The sequence below is a fragment of the Pseudomonas sp. EU05-FHT14B02 genome (genome assembly GCF_058791055.1).
Window position 1 is genome coordinate 111,838 of record NZ_JBYTDD010000008.1, and the last position, 20,630, is coordinate 132,467.

Genomic DNA, 20,630 nt, shown 5'->3' on the forward strand with positions numbered 1-20,630 from the left:
CGGCATCCCTGCCGCCACAAGGCTTGAGGTTTAACCCTTCCCTTTGGTCCGAGTCATATTCGGCCCGCCATTCTTCTCCAGATGCTCAATGATGATCCCCGCCACATTCTTCCCGGTGGTGGTCTCAATTCCCTCCAGACCCGGCGACGAGTTAACTTCCATCACCAACGGCCCGTGATTGGAGCGCAGGATGTCGACGCCTGCCACTGCCAGCCCCATGACCTTCGCAGCGCGTAACGCCGTCATGCGCTCCTCCGGGGTGATCTTGATCAGGCTCGCGCTGCCACCGCGATGCAGGTTGGAGCGAAATTCGCCGGGTTTGGCCTGGCGCTTCATTGCTGCAATCACCTTGTCACCGACGACGAAGCAGCGAATGTCCGCGCCACCGGCTTCCTTGATGTACTCCTGAACCATGATGTTCTGCTTGAGGCCCATGAACGCCTCGATCACCGATTCTGCGGCCGTGGCGGTTTCGCACAGCACCACGCCGATGCCTTGGGTGCCTTCCAGCACCTTGATCACCAACGGCGCACCGTTGACCATTTCGATCAGGTCGGGAATGTCATCGGGGGAGTGGGCAAACCCGGTCACCGGCAAGCCGATCCCGCGACGGGACAACAATTGCAGCGAACGCAGCTTGTCCCGCGAACGGGCAATGGCCACCGACTCGTTGAGCGGAAATACCCCCATCATTTCGAACTGGCGCAGCACTGCGCAGCCATAAAAGGTCACGGATGCACCAATCCGTGGAATCACCGCATCGAAACCCTCCAGCGGTTTACCGCGGTAGTGGATCTGTGGCTTGTGGCTGGCAATGTTCATGTAGGCGCGCAAAGTGTCGACCACCACCATTTCATGGCCACGCTCGGTACCGGCTTCGACCAGACGACGGGTGGAATACAGACGCGGATTCCGCGACAGCACAGCGATCTTCATGCAACACCTGTGGAGGAGGTAGATACCGGGAACACCGGCTTGTCTTGTACGTACTTGATGCCCGGATTGACCACCAACTGGCCGTGAATCAGGGCTTTGGAGCCGAGCAACAGGCGATAACGCATGGACTTGCGGCAGGCGAGCGTGAACTCGACCCGCCAGACCCGATCACCAAGGGCCAGGGTAGTGCTGATCACGTATCTCACCTGCGCGTGACCGTTTGAACTTTTAATGGTTTTCATCGTCACCAGCGGTGCTTCGCAGCGTCGGTGGCGCAGTTGTACGACGGAACCCAGGTGGGCGGTAAAGCGCACCCACTGCTCACCATCGCGCTCGAAAGGCTCGATTTCGGTGGCGTGGAGGCTTGAGGTGCTGGCACCGGTGTCGATTTTTGCCCGAAGGCCGGCGACTCCCAAATCCGGGAGCGCCACCCACTCGCGCAGACCGACAACGGTCAAATGGTCAAATGTCTTCAATAGTGCTCAACCGGTAGAAACCGCTCGGGCCGCACGCGGCCGGATTCGCGGTATTCACGCAGAATAATGATTAAAAGGCGACAGATATCTACGGCCCGGATTTCCAGCCACGCAAGGAGGTTATGGAATGTCAGCATTGTAATCCGAGACAGTGAAATTCTTGGTACGTCAGAAACGGTAGTACAGTTCACCAATATTTCAGAATGAGGAAATTCCATGGCACAAAAAAACGAAGAGGACGACAAAGTCCGCCTCGATAAATGGTTGTGGGCTGCACGATTCTACAAAACCCGCGCTCTGGCCAAGGCGGCGATTGAAAGCGGCAAGGTGCATTGCCGGGGCGAGCGCTGCAAGCCGGGTAAAGAGCCACGGATCGGCGATGAGTTTGTGATTCGTACCGGTTTCGAGGAGCGAACAGTGGTGGTCCAGGCGTTATCGATCGTCCGCCGCGGCGCGCCGCAGGCGCAGACCTTGTATGCCGAGACCCTGACCAGCATCGCCAAGCGCGAAGAGGCCGCGGCGCAAAGAAAGGCCGGAGCCCTGGGCGTGAGCACCGACGGTAAGCCGAGCAAGAAGCAGCGGAGGGATTTGTTCAAGTTTCGTGGCAGCAGTAACGACGACTAATACAAATATTGCTCGGGCGAGCGCCGCGCACTCGCCAGGCCTCACCTCGCCTTCAGGCTCAGACTTGCAATTGACCCGGTGCGCATCCATATCTGTGCTTCGCCAGCAGTGCATCGCATGGACGATATCGCCGCTCGTCGAATATCACACACAGTCTCTGATCTGTAGGCCATAACCACATTGCCAGCAGTGCAGGGCGGGAAACGCCTCGGAACCCATCAGCGCTTGTTCCACCTGCTTGGATCAGGCCCGGATTGTTCATAAAATGCCTTTCATGGCTGAACGTTGCGCACCCGATGGGTGGCGCAAGGTCAATTTCTTGTTTCCTGTAACCATTTTCACTACTTCAGATACCCAGACCTATGACCGATCACGCGGATAACGACTTCACCCAACGCTTCATCTTCGATGACAGCGACACCCGTGGCGAGCTGGTCTCGTTGGAGCTCAGCTACGCCGAAGTCCTGGCCAAACACGCCTACCCGCAGCCGGTCGCGCAACTGCTCGGCGAGCTGATGGCGGCCGCATCGTTGCTGGTCGGCACGATGAAGTTCGATGGCTTGCTGATTCTGCAAGCCCGCTCCGAAGGCCCGATCCCGCTGCTGATGATCGAGTGCTCCAGCGAGCGCGACATCCGTGGCCTGGCCCGTTACGACGCGGATCGTATCGCTGCCGATGCCACCCTGGCTGACTTGATGCCTGAAGGCGTCCTGGCATTGACCATCGACCCAAAACAGGGCCAGCGCTACCAGGGCATAGTGGACCTCGACGGCGCCACCCTGTCCGAATGCTTCACCAACTATTTCGTCATGTCCCAGCAAGTCGGCACGCGTTTCTGGCTGTACGCCGATGGTCGTCGTGCCCGTGGCCTGTTGCTGCAACAACTGCCAGCCGACCGTTTGAAAGACGAAGACGAACGCGCCGCCAGCTGGCAGCACATCACCACCCTGGGCGGTACGCTGACCGCCGATGAGCTGTTGAGCCTGGACAACGAAACCGTGCTGCATCGCCTGTACCACGACGAGCAGGTGCGTCTGTTCGATGTGCAGAAGCTGCGCTTCCGTTGCAGTTGCTCGCGCGAACGTTCAGCCAATGCACTGGTCAGTCTGGGTATGGAAGATGCCCGGCAATTGGTCGACGAACACGGTGGCAACATCGAAATCGATTGCCAGTTCTGCAACCAGCGCTACCTGTTTGACGCGGCCGATGTCACTCAATTGTTCGCAGGCGCGGGTATCGAGACACCGTCAGATACCCGTCACTAAAACGGTTCAGCGTAGGTAAATTCACTGCCTTGCGCCGGATTAACGCCGTTACGACAGGAGGGGCCTACTTTTTTTGGGCTTTTCTGGCATAATCCGGCCCACTTTTTTCGCGGTAGTAGTGCACGACTTTCTACTACAAAAACGTTTGGAGCACTCGGCCACTGGCCGACGGGGAACCTCATGACGCAAGCCAACAATGCCGTGTACACCGATCTGAGTGTTGATGATCTGGTTAAAGAAGCCCTCAATCGCGGTGAAGGCGAGCTTGCCGATACCGGCGCACTGGTTGTTCGTACCGGTCACCGTACCGGCCGTTCGCCAGTCGACCGTTTCATCGTTGAAGAACCAAGCACCCAGGCTGCCATCGCCTGGGGCCCGATCAACCGCAAGTTCCCGGCCGACAAGTTCGACGCCCTGTGGGCTCGCGTTGAGGCATTCAACAACGCGCAAGAGCATTTCGTTTCCCACGTGCATGTAGGTGCGGCTTCCGAGCACTACCTGGCCGTGAAGATGACCACCCAGACTGCCTGGCAGAACCTGTTCGGCCGTTGCCTGTTCATCAACCCGGCTCAGTACAACCCGGCGGGTCGTGACGAGTGGCAGGTCCTCAACGTTGCCAACTTCGAGTGCGTGCCAGAGCGTGACGGCACCAACTCCGACGGCTGCGTGATCATCAACTTCGCACAGAAGAAAGTGCTGATCGCCGGCATGCGTTACGCCGGTGAAATGAAGAAAGCCATGTTCTCGGTGCAGAACTTCCTGCTGCCGGCTGCCGACGTACTGCCAATGCACTGCGCCGCCAACATCGGCGAAGAAGGCGACGTGACCCTGTTCTTCGGCCTGTCCGGCACCGGTAAAACCACCCTGTCGGCCGACGAAAGCCGTTACCTGATCGGTGACGACGAGCACGGCTGGGGCGAAGGCGTTGTGTTCAACATCGAAGGTGGTTGCTATGCCAAGTGCATCGACCTGTCTGAGAAGAACGAGCCGGTTATCTGGAAAGCCATCAAGCACGGTGCGGTATTGGAAAACGTCGTTATCGACGACGCCAAGCACGCTGACTACGCCGATGTCAGCCTGACCCAGAACAGCCGCGCCGCCTACCCGCTGGAGCACGTTGCCAAGCGTTCCGAGAAGAACCTCGGTGGCGAGCCTAACGCTGTGATCTTCCTGACCTGCGACCTGACCGGCGTACTGCCGCCAGTGTCGATCCTCAACGAAGAGCAAGCGGCTTACCACTTCCTGTCCGGTTACACCGCCCTGGTCGGTTCGACCGAAATGGGTTCGGGCAGCGGCATCAAGTCGACCTTCTCCACCTGCTTCGGCGCGCCGTTCTTCCCGCGTCCAGCCGGCGAATATGCTGAGCTGCTGATCAAGCGCATCCGCGGCTTCGGCTCCAAGGTCTACCTGGTCAACACCGGCTGGACCGGTGGTGGCTACGGCGTCGGCAAACGCTTCAACATCCCGACCACTCGTGCCGTGATCGCAGCGATCCAGAGCGGCGCGCTGATCGGTACCGAGACTGAGCACCTGGACACCATCAACCTCGACGTGCCAGTGGCCGTACCGGGCGTTGAGACTGGCCTGCTGAACCCACGCAACACTTGGGCCGACGTAGCCGCCTACGACGAAGCCGCCAAAGCATTGGCCAGCCTGTTCATCGAGAACTTCAAGAAGTTCGAAGTGAGCGACGCGATCAAGGCTGCTGGTCCAAAGCTGTAAGCGCTGGATTGAGCTAACGAAGAAGCCGCCCCTCGGGGCGGCTTTTTTGTGCGCAAAATTCAGTTTTCCGCGGGCAAGTCAGAATGCGTCGGGCCGTTACAGGCCTTCGAGCTCATCCGTGTCCCAGCGTTGGGCCTTGATGGCCCGGTAGAGCATGCCGATGGTCAACGGTACCTTCTCGCCGCGACCCTTGGCTTTTCGCTTTAGATTCACGTCAAAGCCGTCGGGCTGGAAATAGCGATAACTGTCGAAATCCACGAAGTCGATGGCGAAGTAGTCCTCCAGGGTTTCGATCAAATGCCGGGCGTCTGCACCGTTGCAGCCCAGGTCGAAATTGATCGAGGTGCCGAGGCTGATGGTTTTGCGTTCGGGGAAGCCGAGTTCTTCACGCAATAGTTGCATGAGTTGCTGCATCAAGTGGTCGTCGGGGAGGTTGGGGGCGAGGTTCATTGCGTAGGCTTCGCTAATCGAAATGCAGGCGCCATATTATCCTTCTCACGTTTCGATAACCCCAAAGCCCCCGCTAGTGTTGGCCATTGGCTGACAACTTCTTTGAAGCTGTCGATGATGTTTTCTGCATCCGCACGACCGACCCGAAAATACTCCGCCACTTCTTGGGCCAGCTCCAGATCCAATGCGTTATCGGTATCGGTGATGTTGAGCTTCAAGCCGTCGGCGTGGGCCACCGGGTTCATGTCATAGGCGGCAGACAATCGCCACCCCCGACCCGGATCAAGGATAAAACCGTGGTTACGCAGGTGATCGTCGCTGTTGGAGACCAGGATGTTGAACACAATCCGAGACCACAACTCTCGAAGGTCAGCGTTGGTTTGCGAGCCGTGTTCCATGAGCACTTCGGCTAATTCAAGGTAGCTCGCACCGACGGAGGCATCGTCACCGTCCACGCGATCAGTCATGGTCATGGCCGAGGCAAAGTGCAGTCGGCCACCCCGTGCGGTGCGATCGAAGCGCTTGACCATGAAGCAGTGATGATCGCTGGCGTAGCGTCGGGCGATACCGGTCGCGACTCGCAGGCCACAATGATTGGCCAAGGCATTCACCACGAGTTCCCAGGCGCCAATGTCATAGTCGTCGCGGGTGCTGGGGAACTTGGCAATCCACAAGTGGCCGTGCTCGTCGGCAACGCTGGCCTTGGGGCGGGCACCACCCAGTGAGCCTCCGGGTGCGATCAGCATTCTCAGCCACTCGCGGCCGTCGAGTGAGGTGTTGTCCGGGTCGTTTTCCAGAGCTCGGCTTGCTTGCTCCAAAGCCCGCAGCTCAATGAACGGTGGAGCGGCCACGCCATTGCGATCATCGAGAAAGTTGCCTTGGTCATTGAGCTTGTAGCGGATCGCGCCAACCCGATAGAGATCATGTACGCCTAACAGGAAATCCGACTCGTAAAGCTTGCTGCCTTTGGCAGCCAGACCGTCGCGAATATCGCGCTCCAGTCGCCGCTTCATCAACAATTGACCCCATCGATCCGGGCTTGAGTCAGCGAACACACCAAATCGGCTTTGATGTTGCCCCGGGAACTGACGCCCTTCATAGAGCCCGATTCGAGGGTCCAGGGGTGTGAAGTTCAACTCAGGATCAGCCAGCGCAGCCGTGTCGTACTCAAACTCGAAGACTTCTGTGGAGCGGGCCTTTCGGGCATGCAGGAATCCGAGACGTCTGGGCCCATTCAAGGATTCCCAATCGGCATACACCGCAATCTGCGTCATTTCTCACCTGTCGTGGACTTGGTTTTTTTCTTGGTCAACAGATTGGAAAGTGAGTGGGTATTGAAGGGGAAGTCTGCGGATAGATCTGCTGTGGTGGCGCTTTCAATCACTCCAGTGCCTTTTTCAGGTATTGGATCATTTGTTTTCACTGCACTCATTCTGCGTGCTCGCTGGCTTGAGCCTGCGGTGGAGGTGGTCCTGGATTTCAGTTGTGCGTCCTGCAGTTGACGGCCCACTTCATCAGCTGCCGCGAGTTTGCTCAAGTCTTTTTCCAGCCCCAGAACCTGCATGACAGACAGGTAGGCGCCGATGGTCACCCCTGAGCCACCTGATTCCAGGGAGCGCAAGGTTGTCAGTGACATGCCCGCCCTCTCGGCGACTTGTTTGGCGGTGAGTTTGCGGCGCAGGCGAGCGAGTTTCAGCCGCTCGCCGAACTCGGAAAGTAGTCTGGAAGTGGCGGGCAAGAGTGGAGCTGTCTTCTTGGCCATGTGCCAATATTCCTTCATTAAGGCGCTATAACTGCCAGAATAATAGCACTTAAAGGAAAGGGTGAGCTGCGATTGGGGTATTGAAAAAGACACCATTCTCTTGACGCTGATTTCCTTAAGGATTGCCTTATAACTGCCATTATTCCAGCTGTTTTATATTGAAACAGCCAGAATAATTCCACTTTGGCGCTCTGATGATTGGCGTGAGGCTGGGGCTTTCCAGTTGAGCATGCGTTGCTGGGCGACTTTGAGCAGGTCGCAGCCGTCCTGGGTCAGCAGGTAGAGGGCGTGGGTGATGTGCGGGATGTCTTCGAAGGCGCCGTGTTTGAAGCATTGGCAGTGCAGGGTTTTGAGGAGTTCGCTGGAGGCCCGTATGTGCTGCAGGGCCGCTTCGAGGATATCTTGCGGGTTGGCTTCTGTATCGATGATCAGGGGTGGGGAGTCGGTGAGGTTGGTGTGGAGTGGTAGATAGCGTTCGTTGGTGAACGGATTCCATTTGTTCATTGTGAGAATTCTCAAGTGCTTTAGAAAAAACCGCCATTATCGTGACCAAGCGATGGGAGGCGGACTGTGTTCGGGTTGGTCAAACCGGTGAGAACTCACATTGCCGGTACGCCCGAAGACGTCCTGAACACAGCCACCATATAGCGTGCAGACACTTGAGGTGTCGCAGCATACATTGGAAGCGAAATGAGTTCCCTATTCGGGTGACCAAACCCGGTCGCTGATTTGGCAGCGACAGCTCGGACTATAGGGTTGAGTGACTGGTCATCGATAGCCGACAAGGTGTTTTCTTTTGTAGGACCTAGCCGAAGCTTTCATAGGTCGTTGCTGACGGAGTTATCCACAGTGCACCGCGTTATCGTTCATCGCTGGCAAGCCAGCTCCTACAGGGGGACATGGCGGGGTTTCAGTCGGTGAATTTCGGCAAGCGCTGCCGGGCGATGTCGAGCATGTCGTTGCCGTCCTGGGTCAGCAGGTACAGGGCGCTGACGATCTTGGGGATGTCGCTCGCTTGGGCCTGGTTGAAGCAGGTGCAATAAAGGGTTTCGAGGAGGTCGCTGGCGGCGCGGATGCGTTGTCGGGCAGCGTCGAGGATCTCGAAGGGGTCGGCCTCGGTATCGATGACCAGCACCGGGGTTTCGCTGTAGCGGGTCTTGAGCGGCTGGTAGCGGGCTGTCAGTGAGTCGGGGTTTTTCATTGAGTGGGTCCTGTGCGAAATCGGCAAGTGTTCCCGGCAGGCCGAGACACTGTTTTCAGCCGCGCTGGAAACTATAGGAGGGTATGGCGTTGCGGGACAAGACGGCTGAGATCGACAGGCTTTGTAAGGGTTTTGTCATAATTAGAGGAAGGGGACTACACGTTGGTGGTGGGTTTTCAACGTGAAATGGCCGGGGGTAAAAATGCTTACAGCGTTTTCAGTCGCTTCGCACTCAATCTCGGTAGAGGGGGCCTCGGACAATGTCAGGTGTTTCGAGTTTTGCGGTGGGTCTGTTGGCCTCTTCGCGAGCCGTCAGCTCCCCGATTCCTCAAGCCTTTCCAGCCATCCGCTGTATCATCCGGTATCGTTTTTGCCCCCGACCTTTTCTCGACTCGCTGCGATCGCCGGCCAGGCTTTTGACTCCGCAGCAGTCAACGGAGTGACAGCTTATGCACAACACCCTGGAACAGGTTTTCGGTTATCCACAATTTCGACCCGGTCAGGAGGCGGCCGTCAGTGCCGTGCTGGCCGGGCGCTCGGCGGCAGCGATTTTCCCCACCGGTTCCGGCAAATCCCTTTGCTACCAATTACCGGCGTTGTTGCTGCCGCACCTGACGCTGGTGGTCTCACCCTTGCTGGCGTTGATGCAGGATCAACTGGCGTTCCTGCAACGCCACGGCATCTCGGCGGGCAGCATCGATTCGGCCCAGAGCCGCGATGACGCCAGCGACGTCATGGCCCGGGCAAAATCCGGCGAACTGAAGATTTTGATGATCTCCGTGGAGCGTCTGAAGAACGAGCGCTTCCGGCATTTTTTGCAGCAAGTACCGATCTCGCTGCTGGTGGTAGACGAGGCGCACTGCATTTCCGAGTGGGGGCATAACTTTCGCCCGGACTACCTCAAGCTTCCCGACTATCAACGCCAGTTCAACATCCCGCAGGTGTTGCTGTTGACCGCAACGGCGACTCCCAAGGTCATCGCCGACATGCAGGCGAAATTCGCCATCGCCGTCGACGATGTGGTGACCACCGGTTTCTATCGCCCGAACCTCAATTTGCTGGTGGAGCCGGTTCGCGGAGAAGACAAGCGCCGACGCCTTGTCGAGTGGATGAGCCAGCGTCCGGACCAGCCGAGCATCGTCTATGTCACTTTGCAGAAAACCGCCGAGCATATCGCCGAACACCTGAACCGCAACGGCATTCAGGCCGAGGCTTATCATGCCGGGTTGCCCCATGAGCAACGGGAAGCGATCCAGCGTCGCTTCATGGGCGGGCAGTCCAATTGCATCGTCGCCACCATCGCTTTCGGCATGGGCATCGACAAAAGCGACATCCGCAACGTGGTGCATTTCGACCTGCCCAAATCCATCGAAAACTACAGCCAGGAAATCGGCCGCGCCGGGCGTGACGGGCAGCCGTCGGACTGCCTGGTGTTGGCCAACCGCGACAGCCTCAACGTGCTGGAGAACTTCGTCTACGGCGACACACCCGAGCTGGATGGCATCCGTTGCGTGCTTGACGAGATGCATGCCGCCGCAACCGACGGGCAGTGGGAGTTTCTGCTGGGGCCGTTGGCAGACCAGAGCAATATTCGCCAGTTGCCGCTCAAGACCTTGCTGGTGCAACTTGAATTGCGCGGGTTGATCGCCCCGCGCTACGCGTACTACGCCGAGTACCGTTTCAAGTATGTGGAGGAGCCCGAGGTGCTATTGGCGCGTTTCGAAGGCGAGCGCAGGGATTTTGTCGCTGCGATCATCCAGACCTCCAGCCGCGCCAGGACCTGGGCCACGGTGAATTTCGAGGCGCTGTACGAGCAGCATCAGGCCGAGCGCAGTCGGGTAGTCAAGGCGCTGGATTACTTCCAGGAGAAAGGTTGGGTGGAGCTCGAAAGCAAGCAGATGACCGAGGTCTACAGCGTGCTGCAAAGCGGGTTCGACAACGTTGCGTTGAGCGAGGAACTGCACGGCTATTTCACTCGGCATGAGCGCACCGAGATCGCGCGGATTCACGCGATGCTGGACCTGTTCGCCACCGACCGTTGCCTGGGTTATCGCTTGGCCGAGTATTTCGGTGACCACAATGCCCCGCAGCAATGCGGACATTGTTCGGTGTGTCATGGGCAGGTGGCACTGTTGCCCGCACCACCGGAGTTGCCGGCGCTTGTGGATAGAGACTTCGAGTCGTTGTGCGGCGAATTTATCCGCCGGCATGAGCAACACACGGGCGGCGTGCCTTCGGCTGAGCGGGTGACACGGTTTTTGTGTGGGATCAGTGTACCGCTGTTCACCAAACTCAAGGCCCGGACGATTTCGGGGTTTGCGGCGCTGGAGGATTATCCGTATGCCGAGGTGCGGGAGTGGCTGAGCCGTGTCTGACTGGGATTTCAGTGCCTGGCAGGGCTACATCCATCCGCTGAATGTTGCTCATCACAGGAATAAATTTCAAAAAATGCCGGTGGCTGACTATGGTGGTGGCTGTCTTCGGATCGTCAACAAGAGAACAAAAACATGAGCCAGACACCGTCGAATATTCAGCGCGCCGCCGTCATCGGCGCGGGCACCATGGGCCGTGGCATTGTCATGTGCCTGGCCAACGCCGGAGTGGCCGTGCAGTGGGTCGACAACAATCCGCAAATGCTGGAGCAAGCGCTGGCCACCGTGGCGGACACCTATGCCCACAGCGTACGTCAGTGCCGCATTGATCAGGGCGAAGCCGATGCCCGTATCGCGCGGGTTACGGTGGCGGATGGTTATGTGGCTATCCGCGATGTCGACCTGGTCATCGAAGCGGTGTACGAAAACCTTGAGCTCAAGCAGAAAATTTTCCGCGAGCTCGATGGCCTGCTCAAACCTGAGGCGATTCTGGCCAGCAATACTTCGGCGCTGGACATCGATGCCATCGCCGCGGTCACACGTCGGCCGCAGCAAGTGCTGGGCCTGCACTTCTTCAGCCCGGCGCATATCATGAAACTGCTGGAAATCGTCCGTGGCGCGCAGACTGCACCGGCGGTGCTCGACGCGGCACTGGCGCTCGGCCAACGCATGGGCAAGGTCAGTGTGGTGTCGGGCAATTGCGATGGTTTCATCGGCAACCGCATGCTCAATACCTATGTGCTCGAAGCGCGAAAAATGCTGCTCGAAGGCGCTTATCCCTACCAGGTGGACGCAGCGCTGCAAGCCTTCGGTTTTGCCATGGGGCCGTTCCGCATGTTCGACGTGGTGGGCGTCGACCTGCAATGGCGCTCGCGCCAGTTATCCGGGATTGGACAGGATGCTCCGGAGGTCCAGGTGGATAACCGTTTGTGTGAACAAGGGCGTTTCGGCCAGAAGAGTGGCAACGGCTTTTACCACTATGAACCGGGCAGTCGTCAGGCCGAACACGATCCGCAGGTCGACGCACTGGTGCTTCAAGTCAGTGAGGAGCTGGGGTTCCAGCGCCGCGAGATTGGCCCGGAGGAGATTCTCGAGCGCTGCTTGCTGGCACTGGTCAACGAAGGCGCGAAGATCCTTCAGGAAGGCATCGCCGGGTCGGCTCACGATATCGATCTGGTCTACCTCAACGGATACGGTTTCCCGGCGGACAAGGGCGGGCCGATGGTCTGGGCGGATCAGCAAGGGTTGGCGGACATTCACCGGCGCTTGATCGACCTTGAGACGCGTCAGGGTGATCACTGGAATCCGGCGCGGGTGATTGGGGAACTGGCGGTGGCTGGTAAGGGCTTTGCTGACAAGTGATTGATGAGGAGCCTGCAAAGGCTTGCTCGCGAAGAACGATAACGTGGTTTTCGCCTTAGACTGGCGAACCCACTCAGGAATCAACGCTGATGCCCCAACGCACCGACTACCCCCACTTTCAGCCCATCACCACCCGCTGGCACGACAACGATGCTTACGGGCACGTCAATAACGTTACCTACTACAGCTTCTTCGATACGGCGGTGAACACTTATCTGATCGAAGTCGGCGGCCTGGATATCCATGATGGTGACGTGGTGGGGTTCGTGGTGAGCTCCTCCTGTGATTACTTTGCTTCCATTGCTTTCCCGGACCGCATCGAGATCGGTCTGCGGGTGGGCAAGCTGGGCAACAGCTCGGTGCAATACGAACTGGCGGTGTTCAAGCAAGGGGAAGATGAAGCCTGTGCGGCGGGGCGCTTCGTGCATGTGTTTGTCGATCGCGCGTCGAATCAACCCGTGGCGATTCCTTCAGGGTTGCGTGGGGCGCTGGAGCATCTGGTGGTTGAATAGGGCAAAAAAAATCGCAGCCCTTGGGCTGCGATTCTTGATGTACTCACCAGCGAGGCGCTCGAGGCCTTAGTCGCGGTAGTACTTGTGGTGCTTCTTGCGGTGGCCATAGGCATGACCACGGCCCGGATGGCCGTCACGGTAGTAACGACGATCACCATGGCCGCGATACGAACGACGATCGTCGTCGTCATCATGATCGTACTCTTTGCCCATGTAGTTACCCAGCGCGCCACCGGCACCGCCGCCTGCTGCGGCGCCGATCAGGCTACCGGTGGTGCCGCCCATGCTGCGGCCGACCACGTTACCGCCTGCTGCGCCCAACGCACCGCCAAGGGCGGCTTCGCCACGGCTGTGTTTGTTTGCGCCGACGGCGCTACCACCCGCGCCACCCAGGGCCGCGCCGATGGTGGAACCTGTACTGCCGCCTAACGACTGACCGACGACCGAGCCTAGAACCCCGCCCAATGCGCCGCCTACACCGGCTTCGGTGGTGCCGCCAGCAGACGCGATACCGCTGACCAGGCCAAGGGACAACAAGAGAATCGAGGAGAACTTCATGGAGGAACCTCAAGGGGATGACGGCGCGATCCTGAGGCTCTGGAATGGACGTGACAATCGAAATCCGACGAATAACACGACCTGTATACAATATTGCAAGTTACTGTTTTTTGGACGGAACTTAACGTTTTTTTGCCGGTCTTTTACTACTTCACAAAGGCCGTTTTCATGAGGAAACGGCCTTTTTTGTGGGCGATTGGAAAGTGCTGGATCCGGAGTTTTTGGTGATTGGTCTGGCTTCATCGTCGGAACGCCGCCCGGAGCAAGCTCGCTCCCACAGGGATTTCAGTCGAACGCAGATTATGTGAACAACAGAAAAAAACTGTGGGAGCGAGCTTGCTCGCGATGGGGCCAGTTCAGACAACGTATTACGCCGACCTGGCCATGATCAACCCGGTCTCACTCGCCGCTTCCAACCGGATCGCCACGAATTTCGACGTCGGCGTATGGCTGTCATCGCCAGTGCTTTCCAGCGGCACCAACGGGTTCACTTCCGGATAGTAGGCCGCCGCTTGCCCGGCCGGGATATCAAACGCCAGCAACGTGAAACCTTTTACCCGACGTTCAACGCCATCGTCCCAGAGCGAAACGATGTCCGCCTTTTGCCCCGGCTTGAAGCCCAGGCGAATGAGGTCGGCTTCGTTGACGAACAGCACATCCCGCTGACCCTTCACGCCGCGATAACGGTCGTTGAGACCATAGATAGTGGTGTTGTACTGATCGTGGGAACGCATCGATTGCATGATCAGGTCCGGCAGCACACCGGTGGCGCGGGTGCGTTCGTGCACCAGGTCTTTGGGCAGCGCGTTCGAGCGGAAATTGGCCCGGCCCGAAGTGGTGCTCCACTTGCGGGCGCCGGCACTGTTACCCAGGTAGAAGCCGCCCGGGTTCTTGATCTTTTCGTTGAAGTCCTTGAAACCGGGAATGGTTTCGGCGATCAGGTCGCGGATGCGGCTGTAGTCGGCCACCAGCCAGTTCCAGTCCACCGGGTGGCTGCCCAGGGTCGCGGCAGCGATGCCGGCCAGGATCGCCGGTTCCGAGCGCATCTGGTTCGACAGCGGCTGCAACTGGCCATTGGAGGCGTGGACCATGCTGAACGAGTCTTCGACGGTGATCGCTTGCGGACCTTGGGTCTGGATATCGATGTCGGTGCGGCCCAGGCACGGCAGGATCAGCGCGTCCTTGCCGTGGGTCAAATGGCTGCGGTTGAGCTTGGTGCTGATCTGCACGGTCAGGTCGCAGTTTTGCAGGGCCTGGAATGTGCGCGGGCTGTCTGGCGTGGCCTGGGCAAAGTTGCCGCCGAGGCCGATGAAGACTTTAGCCCGGCCTTCAGCCATCGCATGAATCGCTTCGACCACGTTGTGGCCGTTGTCGCGTGGCACCTTGAACTGGAAGCGCCGCTCCAGGGCATCGAGGAACGCGACAGGAGGGCGTTCGTTGATGCCCATGGTCCGGTCACCCTGCACGTTGCTGTGGCCACGCACAGGGCACAGGCCGGCACCCGGCCGGCCGATGTTGCCGCGCAGCAGCATCAGGTTGGCGATTTCCTGGATGGTCGCCACCGAATGACGATGCTGGGTGATGCCCATGGCCCAGCACATGATGACGTTCTTGCCCTTGACGTACATGCGCGCCGCTTGCTCGATTTCTACCAGGCTCAGGCCGGACTGCTCGACGATCTGCTCCCACGGGGTGTCGTCGATGACGGCCAGGTAATCCAGCACGTTGACGCTGTGCTCGTTGAGGAAGTCGTGGTCGAACACCGCCGGGTCGCCGGTTTTCTGCGCGTCGCGCTCCCACAGCAGGAGGAATTTCGCCATGCCGCGCATGATCGCCATGTCGCCGCCCAGGGCCGGGCGGAAGAACGCGGTGTTGGTCGGCTTGTCGCCGTTGGTGAGCATTTCGATCGCGTGCTGCGGGTGCTGAAAACGCTCCAGGCCACGCTCCTTGAGCGGGTTGATGCACACCACTTGCGCGCCGCGCTTGACCGCTTCGCGCAGTGGTTCGAGCATCCGTGGGTGGTTGGTGCCGGGGTTCTGACCCCAGACGAAAATTGCATCGGCGTGTTCGAAGTCGTCGAATGTCACGGTGCCTTTGCCGACCCCGACGCTTTGCGACAACGCGACACCGCTGGCCTCGTGGCACATGTTCGAGCAGTCGGGGAAGTTGTTGGTGCCGTAGGCGCGCACGAACAGCTGATAGAGGTACGCCGCTTCGTTACTGGCCCGGCCCGAGGTGTAGAACTCGGCCTGATCGGGGCTCGACAGGCCGTTCAGATGCCTGGCGATCAGGGCGAATGCGTCGTCCCAACTGATCGGCTTGTAGCGATCAGTCTCGGCGTCGTAGCTCATCGGCTCGGTCAGGCGGCCCTGGTATTCGAGCCAATAGTCACTTTGTTCCAGCAGAGACGTGACGCTGTGTTTGGCGAAGAATTTGGCATCGACACGGCGTTTGGTCGCTTCCCAGTTCACCGCCTTGGCGCCGTTCTCGCAGAACATCACCATGCCTTTTTCCGGAGAATCGCCCCAGGCGCAACCCGGGCAGTCGAAGCCACCGTTCTGGTTGGTCTTGAGCATGATGCGCAGGTTTTTCAGCGCGTTGTCGCTGGTCAACCAGGCCTGGGCCACGCTGATCAGTGCCCCCCAGCCACCGGCCGGGCCTTTGTAAGGCTTGAAGCGAGGGACGGGTTTCTGGTCGGCTTGACGGTGTTGACTCACGCTTGATTCTCCAACGTTGGGCTGTAGACCCGCGGCGCATTCTTCTGTGGCAGATGGATGAGATTGAGGTTGTGGCGACGGGCCCATTGCACGGCAAGGCCCGTGGGCGACGACAGGCTGACCAGGGTCTGGATGCCTGCGCGCAATACTTTCTGGATCAATTCGAGGCTGCAGCGGCTGGTGACAATCGCCAGGCCACCAGTGGTAGGGATCTTCTGGCGGATCAATCCGCCGATCAGTTTGTCGAGGGCGTTGTGCCGGCCGATGTCTTCGCGGCCCAGCAACAACTCACCCTTGTCGTTCATGAACACTGCCGCATGCACGGCGCCGCAATGCTGGCCCAAGGGCTGGAAGGCGCCGATGCGTTCGCGCAGGCCATCAAGCCATTCGACCGGCGGCAACGGGGCGCCAGGCAATACCTGAAGGTCCGGCAATGCCTGCTCAACCGCTTCTACGCCGCACAACCCGCAACCGCTGGTGCCTGCCAGTTGTCGGCGCTGCTGCTTGAGGTTCCAGAACGCGCGGTTGGCGATGGTCACTTGCGCGTATTGCGCCGACCCCGAGCCGCTGAGTTGCAGGTCGTAGATGTCCGTGGCGTCCTGGATGATGCCGCTGCCCAGGCTGAAGCCGACGATGAAATCTTCCAGGTCCGTGGGCGTGACCAGCATGACCGCCTGGCTGATGCCGTTGAAGGCAATCGCCAGCGCGACTTCCTCGGCCAGCGCGGTGCTGGCTGATTCGGAGTAATCGAGATTGCTATAGCTGTACGTCTGGCTTGCGGCGGGCGCGGGCGTTTCGAAGGCAGGCGCCGCGCATGCAGGGCGCTTGGTGTTCATGGCATCACCGACGGTTTGATCAGCTTTAAGACTAGGCGTGACACCTTGTCGCGTCTAATCGCTAATACTGATCTACCGATAGATGCCGTCGATCAACCGCCAATCAGCGATTGCTGATAGAGGGCAAAACAGGCTTCTGCCAGCGCCGAGCGCGGCGCGCTGCGACGCATGATCAGCCCCAGGCGGCCAAGGGTCTGGGCGTTTTCAATCGGCTGCAGGCGCAAATGCTCGGTCAGACCTTCGAGGCCGCCCTCCAATGGCATCACGGCGCAGCACAAGCCACCGTGCACGGCTTGTAACAGTTGGTGCACGGCATCGGTCTGCAACAACGGCTGCGGGGTCAGGCCACGACTGTGGAAGTTATGGTCGATGGACTGGCGAAAGTGCATGCCACTGGTGAGCATGCCAAGCGGCAGTTCGATCAACGATTCCCAGCTCAATGGTGCTTCGCCAAAGGTGAAGAAGCGTTGGTCGTAGAGCAGACCCATGCGGGTTTCGCTGAAGGACAGAGAGTCGAAGTGTTCGGCATCCAGGCGTTCCAGGTATGACACGCCGAGATCCAGGCGATTGTTCGCCAGTTGCTCGAGGATCTGTTCGGAACTCAGGGCCGAGAGTTCGAAGCGCAGGTTCGGGTGTTCGGCATGCAAGCGTTGCATCAGTGGCAGCGGATCGAAGCTCGACAACGGCACTACGCCCAGGCGCAAGGTGCCAACCAGATTGCCGCGACAGGCGGCCGCCTCGGCGTACAAGCCGTCATAGGCAGCCAGTACGGTGCGCGCCCAGGCCAGCACCCGTTCGCCCGGTGCAGTGAAGCCTTCGAAGCGTTGGCCGCGATTGACCAGCGGCAGGTCGAGTTCTTCTTCGAGGCTGCGCAGGCGCATGGACAGGGTCGGCTGGGTGATGTGGCAGCGTGCGGCGGCCTGGCCGAAATGGCGGGTTTCGTCGAGCGCGATGAGGAATTTCAGCTGCTTGATGTCCATCTGCGCTCCAGGGGTTGGGAAGGTGCGGATTCTATCGCAAGCGGGGTCATTGGTCGGGTTGGATTCGTAGGTGACGACCGTGGTCTAGGCTCTGATGTCTGGAACCCGAAACCCAAGGAGAGTGCACCATGAGTCTTTTGAGCTTTGTGAAGGAAGCAGGCGAAAAATTGCTGAATTTGCTGACGCCAGGTAACGCCAATGCCAGTGTGCAGTTGAAGGAGCACATCAGCAAGGTCGGCCTGGGCAACCCGAATGTGCAGGCGACGGTCGATGGCGACAAGGTCACGGTGACCGGTGAAGTGGCGAGTCAGGAAGAGAAGGAAAAGATCCTGCTGGCGGTGGGCAACATCGCCGGGGTTGGCAGTGTGGATGATCAGATTACTGTGACCGGGCCGGTGGCCGTGGCCGCGAAGTTTGTGGTGGTCGAGAAGGGCGATACCCTAAGTGCGATTTCCTTGCGTGTGTATGGCAATGCCAACCTGTACAACAAGATCTTTGAGGCCAACAAGCCGATGCTCAAGGATGTGAACAAGATCTATCCGGGGCAGTCATTGCGGATTCCTGAGTAAGTCGTCAAACCGCGAGATGGCCATCGCGGGCAAGCCACGCTCCCACAGGATCTGAGTCGATCACGAAGGTTGCGAACGACGCAGATCCTGTGGGAGCGAGCTTGCTCGCGACAGCAGGAAACTCGGTCTAGAGCCCTGCAATCAAATCCCGATAATCCCCAACCGCCGCGAACTCCGCCGTATCCTTCGGTCCCTTGCGGCTGTCCGGCTCTCGCACTGCCAGCAAATGCGCCACGCCAAAGTCCCGTGCACTGCGCAGGATCGGCAAGGTGTCGTCAATGAACAGGCTGCGCACCGGATCGAAATCGATATCGGCTTGCAGCGCATCCCAGAACTGCGGATTTTCCTTGGGAAAGCCGTAGTCATGGGAGCTGATCAAACGCTCGAAGTAGGGCGCCAGTTCGATTTTTTCCAGCTTCAACGACAGCGCATCCCGATGGGCATTGGTGATCAGCACCACGCGCTTGCCGGCCCGTTTGATCGCCGACAGAAAGGTGTCGGCATCCGGGCGCAGGGCTATCAGATGCGCGGTTTCCAGTTTCAGGTCTCGCACCGACAGCTTCAGTTCGGTGCTCCAGAAGTCCAGGCAGTACCACTGCAACTGGCCGGCATTGCGCTCGAACAACGGCTGCAATTCCATCTCGGCCATGGCCCGGCTGACCCCGTGCAGTTCGGCGTAGCGCTGGGGCAGGTGCTCCATCCAGAAGTGGTTGTCGAAATGCAGGTCCAGCAGTGTGCCGTCCATGTCCAGCAGTACGGTATCGATGTCGGACCAGGGTAATGAAGGCATGGCAACGTCTCGGGCAGTAGAAAGATTTCTGGCGTAAACAATCGGGAAAGCCGCGTTATAGTAGCGCGTTCACGCCAAGGAGCTTTGCATGCGCCAGAAACCCACCATACTCGCCCGCGAAATTGTCGCCACCAGTCGATTGTTCTGCGTGGAAGAGCTGAAGCTGCGCTTTTCCAATGGCGTGGAGCGCACGTATGAACGCCTGGTCGGCAAGGGTGCCGGGTACGGCGCGGTGATGATCGTGGCGATGCTCGATGCCGAGCATGCGGTGCTGGTCGAGGAGTATTGCGGTGGCACGGATGAATATGAAATGTCATTGCCCAAGGGTTTGATCGAGCCGGGCGAAGACGTGCTGGCGGCGGCCGAGCGCGAGCTCAAGGAAGAGGCCGGTTTTGGCGCGCGGCAACTGGAGCACCTGACCGAGTTGTCGCTGTCCCCCGGATACATGAGCCAGAAGATTCAAGTAGTGCTGGCTACCGACCTCTACGAAGAGCGTCTGGAAGGCGACGAGCCAGAGCCGATGCGGGTGGACAGGGTCAATTTGCGTGAGCTCTCGGCGCTGGCGCAAAATCCGCAATTTACCGAAGGTCGCGCCTTGGCGGCGCTGTACCTGGCCCGAGACCTGTTAACTCAGCGCGGGGCGTTCCAGCCATGAATTTCCCGCATCCGTTGATGGCACCGGTCATTGGGCTGGCCTTGCAGGCCGGTGAGGCGATCCTGCCGTTCTGGCGCACAGGCACGGCCGTCACGGCGAAGGCTGATGACTCGCCGGTGACCGCTGCCGATCTGGCTGCGCACCACTTGATTCTGGCCGGGTTGACGGCGCTTGATCCGAGCATCCCGGTGCTTTCCGAGGAAGACGCCAACATTCCCCAAGACGTGCGGGCCGGATGGCAGCGCTGGTGGCTGGTCGATCCGCTGGATGGCACCAAGGAGTTCATCAGCGGCAGCGAAGAGTTCACCGTCAACATCGCCCTGATCGAAAACGGTCGGGTGGTGTTCGGTGTGGTGTCGATGCCGACCAACGGGCGTTTCTACGTCGGTGGTGCGGGACTCGGCGCCTGGCGTGGCGATAAAGGTGGCACGCCCGTGGCGATCAAGGTGCGTGATGCGCTAGCGCCCGGCGACTCGTTCACCGTGGTGGCCAGCCGTCGTCATTCGAGCCCGGAGCAAGAGCGATTGCTGGCCGGGTTGAGCGCCAGCCTTGGCGAGCTGCAACTGGCCAATATCGGCAGTTCGCTGAAATTTTGCCTGCTGGCCGAAGGGGCGGCGGATTGCTATCCGCGCCTGGCACCGACTTCCCAGTGGGACACGGCGGCGGCGCAAGGTGTGTTGGAAGGTGCAGGTGGGGAAGTGCTGGAATTGAGCGGCGAGCCGTTCAGCTATCCGGCGCGGACGTCGCTGTTGAATGCGTTCTTCCTGGCATTGCCGGCGAAGGCGGCCTGGCGGGAGAAACTGCTGGAATTGGCCCGCTCCTGAAATCACCTTCACTTTGTGG

22 protein-coding genes are annotated in these 20,630 nt (G+C 59.3%); 10 read left to right on the plus strand and 12 right to left on the minus strand.

The window, feature by feature from the left end; genetic code table 11:
- Positions 1–30: 30 nt before the first annotated feature.
- Positions 31–936: a 30S ribosomal protein S6--L-glutamate ligase gene (gene rimK / locus AC3WTM_RS10280; protein ID WP_007972871.1), complete on the minus strand. Its 906-nt coding sequence runs from the start codon at positions 934–936 to the stop codon at positions 31–33.
- Complete coding sequence (gene rimB, locus AC3WTM_RS10285; RefSeq protein ID WP_007983163.1) at positions 933–1,412, minus strand: retropepsin-like aspartic endopeptidase RimB; 480 nt, start codon at positions 1,410–1,412, stop codon at positions 933–935. The genes rimK and rimB overlap by 4 nt, the downstream gene beginning before the upstream one ends.
- 216 nt (positions 1,413–1,628) lie before the next feature.
- Between rimB and AC3WTM_RS10290 the strand changes: the two genes are divergently transcribed.
- The 3 genes from AC3WTM_RS10290 (at position 1,629) to AC3WTM_RS10300 (ending at position 5,023) form a co-directional block, all read left to right on the plus strand.
- On the plus strand, positions 1,629–2,036 hold the full coding sequence (locus AC3WTM_RS10290; RefSeq protein WP_057712465.1) for an RNA-binding S4 domain-containing protein: 408 nt from the start codon (positions 1,629–1,631) through the stop codon (positions 2,034–2,036).
- 362 nt (positions 2,037–2,398) lie between these two features.
- Positions 2,399–3,301, plus strand: a complete 903-nt coding sequence (hslO, locus tag AC3WTM_RS10295) for an Hsp33 family molecular chaperone HslO (protein ID WP_102670686.1) — start codon at positions 2,399–2,401, stop codon at positions 3,299–3,301.
- A 180-nt stretch (positions 3,302–3,481) separates the two neighbouring features.
- Positions 3,482–5,023 carry a phosphoenolpyruvate carboxykinase gene (locus AC3WTM_RS10300; protein ID WP_102670687.1) on the plus strand — a complete coding sequence of 514 codons (1,542 nt, stop codon included), beginning with the start codon at positions 3,482–3,484 and terminating at the stop codon, positions 5,021–5,023.
- Between the two features lie 96 nt (positions 5,024–5,119).
- On the opposite strand, the gene AC3WTM_RS10305 is transcribed toward AC3WTM_RS10300, so the two are convergent.
- The 5 genes from AC3WTM_RS10305 to AC3WTM_RS10325 all read right to left on the minus strand — a co-directional run bounded on the left by AC3WTM_RS10305 (position 5,120) and on the right by AC3WTM_RS10325 (position 8,436).
- A complete protein-coding gene (locus AC3WTM_RS10305; RefSeq protein WP_102670688.1) occupies positions 5,120–5,473 on the minus strand; it encodes a DUF1493 family protein in 354 nt (117 codons plus the stop codon).
- Complete coding sequence (locus AC3WTM_RS10310; protein ID WP_102670689.1) at positions 5,470–6,747, minus strand: type II toxin-antitoxin system HipA family toxin; 1,278 nt, start codon at positions 6,745–6,747, stop codon at positions 5,470–5,472. Before AC3WTM_RS10310 ends, AC3WTM_RS10305 begins: the two co-directional genes overlap by 4 nt.
- Entirely contained in the window at positions 6,744–7,235 is a 492-nt protein-coding gene (locus AC3WTM_RS10315; RefSeq protein WP_102670690.1) for a helix-turn-helix domain-containing protein, read from the minus strand. Before AC3WTM_RS10315 ends, AC3WTM_RS10310 begins: the two co-directional genes overlap by 4 nt.
- A 153-nt stretch (positions 7,236–7,388) precedes the next feature.
- The gene (locus AC3WTM_RS10320; RefSeq protein WP_102670691.1) at positions 7,389–7,739 is read right to left on the minus strand and encodes a hypothetical protein; all 351 of its coding nucleotides are present in this window, start codon (positions 7,737–7,739) and stop codon (positions 7,389–7,391) included.
- Between the two features lie 406 nt (positions 7,740–8,145).
- Positions 8,146–8,436, minus strand: coding sequence for a hypothetical protein (locus AC3WTM_RS10325; protein ID WP_102670692.1), 291 nt, complete (start codon positions 8,434–8,436; stop codon positions 8,146–8,148).
- 449 nt (positions 8,437–8,885) lie between these two features.
- On the opposite strand from AC3WTM_RS10325, the gene AC3WTM_RS10330 reads away from it, so the two are divergent.
- The 4 genes from AC3WTM_RS10330 to AC3WTM_RS10345 all read left to right on the plus strand — a co-directional run bounded on the left by AC3WTM_RS10330 (position 8,886) and on the right by AC3WTM_RS10345 (position 12,682).
- Entirely contained in the window at positions 8,886–10,811 is a 1,926-nt protein-coding gene (locus AC3WTM_RS10330) for a RecQ family ATP-dependent DNA helicase (RefSeq protein WP_102670693.1), read from the plus strand.
- Positions 10,804–10,947, plus strand: coding sequence for a hypothetical protein (locus AC3WTM_RS10335; protein ID WP_158247448.1), 144 nt, complete (start codon positions 10,804–10,806; stop codon positions 10,945–10,947). The genes AC3WTM_RS10330 and AC3WTM_RS10335 overlap by 8 nt, the downstream gene beginning before the upstream one ends.
- Positions 10,944–12,170 carry a 3-hydroxyacyl-CoA dehydrogenase gene (locus AC3WTM_RS10340; protein ID WP_102670694.1) on the plus strand — a complete coding sequence of 409 codons (1,227 nt, stop codon included), beginning with the start codon at positions 10,944–10,946 and terminating at the stop codon, positions 12,168–12,170. Before AC3WTM_RS10335 ends, AC3WTM_RS10340 begins: the two co-directional genes overlap by 4 nt.
- 89 nt (positions 12,171–12,259) lie before the next feature.
- Positions 12,260–12,682, plus strand: a complete 423-nt coding sequence (locus tag AC3WTM_RS10345; protein ID WP_102670695.1) for an acyl-CoA thioesterase — start codon at positions 12,260–12,262, stop codon at positions 12,680–12,682.
- 66 nt (positions 12,683–12,748) lie between these two features.
- Here the strand turns inward: AC3WTM_RS10345 and AC3WTM_RS10350 are convergent, their stop codons facing one another.
- The 4 genes from AC3WTM_RS10350 to AC3WTM_RS10365 all read right to left on the minus strand — a co-directional run bounded on the left by AC3WTM_RS10350 (position 12,749) and on the right by AC3WTM_RS10365 (position 17,773).
- Entirely contained in the window at positions 12,749–13,240 is a 492-nt protein-coding gene (locus AC3WTM_RS10350; RefSeq protein WP_057712453.1) for a glycine zipper domain-containing protein, read from the minus strand.
- Positions 13,241–13,608: 368 nt separating this feature from the next.
- A complete protein-coding gene (locus AC3WTM_RS10355; protein WP_102670696.1) occupies positions 13,609–15,957 on the minus strand; it encodes an FdhF/YdeP family oxidoreductase in 2,349 nt (782 codons plus the stop codon).
- Positions 15,954–16,793 (minus strand): formate dehydrogenase accessory sulfurtransferase FdhD, encoded by an 840-nt coding sequence (gene fdhD, locus AC3WTM_RS10360; protein WP_102670697.1) that lies wholly within the window; start codon positions 16,791–16,793, stop codon positions 15,954–15,956. The genes AC3WTM_RS10355 and fdhD overlap by 4 nt, the downstream gene beginning before the upstream one ends.
- Positions 16,794–16,885: 92 nt before the next feature.
- A complete protein-coding gene (locus tag AC3WTM_RS10365; protein WP_102670698.1) occupies positions 16,886–17,773 on the minus strand; it encodes a LysR family transcriptional regulator in 888 nt (295 codons plus the stop codon).
- Between the two features lie 128 nt (positions 17,774–17,901).
- On the opposite strand from AC3WTM_RS10365, the gene lysM reads away from it, so the two are divergent.
- Positions 17,902–18,342: a peptidoglycan-binding protein LysM gene (gene lysM / locus AC3WTM_RS10370; RefSeq protein WP_102670699.1), complete on the plus strand. Its 441-nt coding sequence runs from the start codon at positions 17,902–17,904 to the stop codon at positions 18,340–18,342.
- A 127-nt stretch (positions 18,343–18,469) separates the two neighbouring features.
- On the opposite strand, the gene yrfG is transcribed toward lysM, so the two are convergent.
- Entirely contained in the window at positions 18,470–19,132 is a 663-nt protein-coding gene (yrfG, locus tag AC3WTM_RS10375) for a GMP/IMP nucleotidase (protein WP_102670700.1), read from the minus strand.
- A gap of 88 nt (positions 19,133–19,220) precedes the next feature.
- Between yrfG and nudE the strand changes: the two genes are divergently transcribed.
- Positions 19,221–19,787 carry an ADP compounds hydrolase NudE gene (gene nudE / locus AC3WTM_RS10380; protein ID WP_090452543.1) on the plus strand — a complete coding sequence of 189 codons (567 nt, stop codon included), beginning with the start codon at positions 19,221–19,223 and terminating at the stop codon, positions 19,785–19,787.
- Entirely contained in the window at positions 19,784–20,611 is an 828-nt protein-coding gene (gene cysQ / locus AC3WTM_RS10385) for a 3'(2'),5'-bisphosphate nucleotidase CysQ (protein WP_102670701.1), read from the plus strand. The genes nudE and cysQ overlap by 4 nt, the downstream gene beginning before the upstream one ends.
- The last annotated feature ends 19 nt before the right edge of the window (positions 20,612–20,630 follow it).

What these genes read in the sequence shown, in the direction of transcription:
- rimK (WP_007972871.1), bottom strand. Translation starts at nt 936, where the DNA reads ATGAAGATCGCTGTGCTGTCGCGGAATCCGCGTCTGTATTCCACCCGT.
- AC3WTM_RS10290 (WP_057712465.1), top strand. Translation starts at nt 1,629, where the DNA reads ATGGCACAAAAAAACGAAGAGGACGACAAAGTCCGCCTCGATAAATGG.
- hslO (WP_102670686.1), top strand. Translation starts at nt 2,399, where the DNA reads ATGACCGATCACGCGGATAACGACTTCACCCAACGCTTCATCTTCGAT.
- AC3WTM_RS10300 (WP_102670687.1), top strand. Translation starts at nt 3,482, where the DNA reads ATGACGCAAGCCAACAATGCCGTGTACACCGATCTGAGTGTTGATGAT.
- AC3WTM_RS10305 (WP_102670688.1), bottom strand. Translation starts at nt 5,473, where the DNA reads ATGAACCTCGCCCCCAACCTCCCCGACGACCACTTGATGCAGCAACTC.
- AC3WTM_RS10310 (WP_102670689.1), bottom strand. Translation starts at nt 6,747, where the DNA reads ATGACGCAGATTGCGGTGTATGCCGATTGGGAATCCTTGAATGGGCCC.
- AC3WTM_RS10315 (WP_102670690.1), bottom strand. Translation starts at nt 7,235, where the DNA reads ATGGCCAAGAAGACAGCTCCACTCTTGCCCGCCACTTCCAGACTACTT.
- AC3WTM_RS10320 (WP_102670691.1), bottom strand. Translation starts at nt 7,739, where the DNA reads ATGAACAAATGGAATCCGTTCACCAACGAACGCTATCTACCACTCCAC.
- AC3WTM_RS10325 (WP_102670692.1), bottom strand. Translation starts at nt 8,436, where the DNA reads ATGAAAAACCCCGACTCACTGACAGCCCGCTACCAGCCGCTCAAGACC.
- AC3WTM_RS10330 (WP_102670693.1), top strand. Translation starts at nt 8,886, where the DNA reads ATGCACAACACCCTGGAACAGGTTTTCGGTTATCCACAATTTCGACCC.
- AC3WTM_RS10340 (WP_102670694.1), top strand. Translation starts at nt 10,944, where the DNA reads ATGAGCCAGACACCGTCGAATATTCAGCGCGCCGCCGTCATCGGCGCG.
- AC3WTM_RS10345 (WP_102670695.1), top strand. Translation starts at nt 12,260, where the DNA reads ATGCCCCAACGCACCGACTACCCCCACTTTCAGCCCATCACCACCCGC.
- AC3WTM_RS10350 (WP_057712453.1), bottom strand. Translation starts at nt 13,240, where the DNA reads ATGAAGTTCTCCTCGATTCTCTTGTTGTCCCTTGGCCTGGTCAGCGGT.
- fdhD (WP_102670697.1), bottom strand. Translation starts at nt 16,793, where the DNA reads ATGAACACCAAGCGCCCTGCATGCGCGGCGCCTGCCTTCGAAACGCCC.
- AC3WTM_RS10365 (WP_102670698.1), bottom strand. Translation starts at nt 17,773, where the DNA reads ATGGACATCAAGCAGCTGAAATTCCTCATCGCGCTCGACGAAACCCGC.
- lysM (WP_102670699.1), top strand. Translation starts at nt 17,902, where the DNA reads ATGAGTCTTTTGAGCTTTGTGAAGGAAGCAGGCGAAAAATTGCTGAAT.
- yrfG (WP_102670700.1), bottom strand. Translation starts at nt 19,132, where the DNA reads ATGCCTTCATTACCCTGGTCCGACATCGATACCGTACTGCTGGACATG.
- nudE (WP_090452543.1), top strand. Translation starts at nt 19,221, where the DNA reads ATGCGCCAGAAACCCACCATACTCGCCCGCGAAATTGTCGCCACCAGT.
- cysQ (WP_102670701.1), top strand. Translation starts at nt 19,784, where the DNA reads ATGAATTTCCCGCATCCGTTGATGGCACCGGTCATTGGGCTGGCCTTG.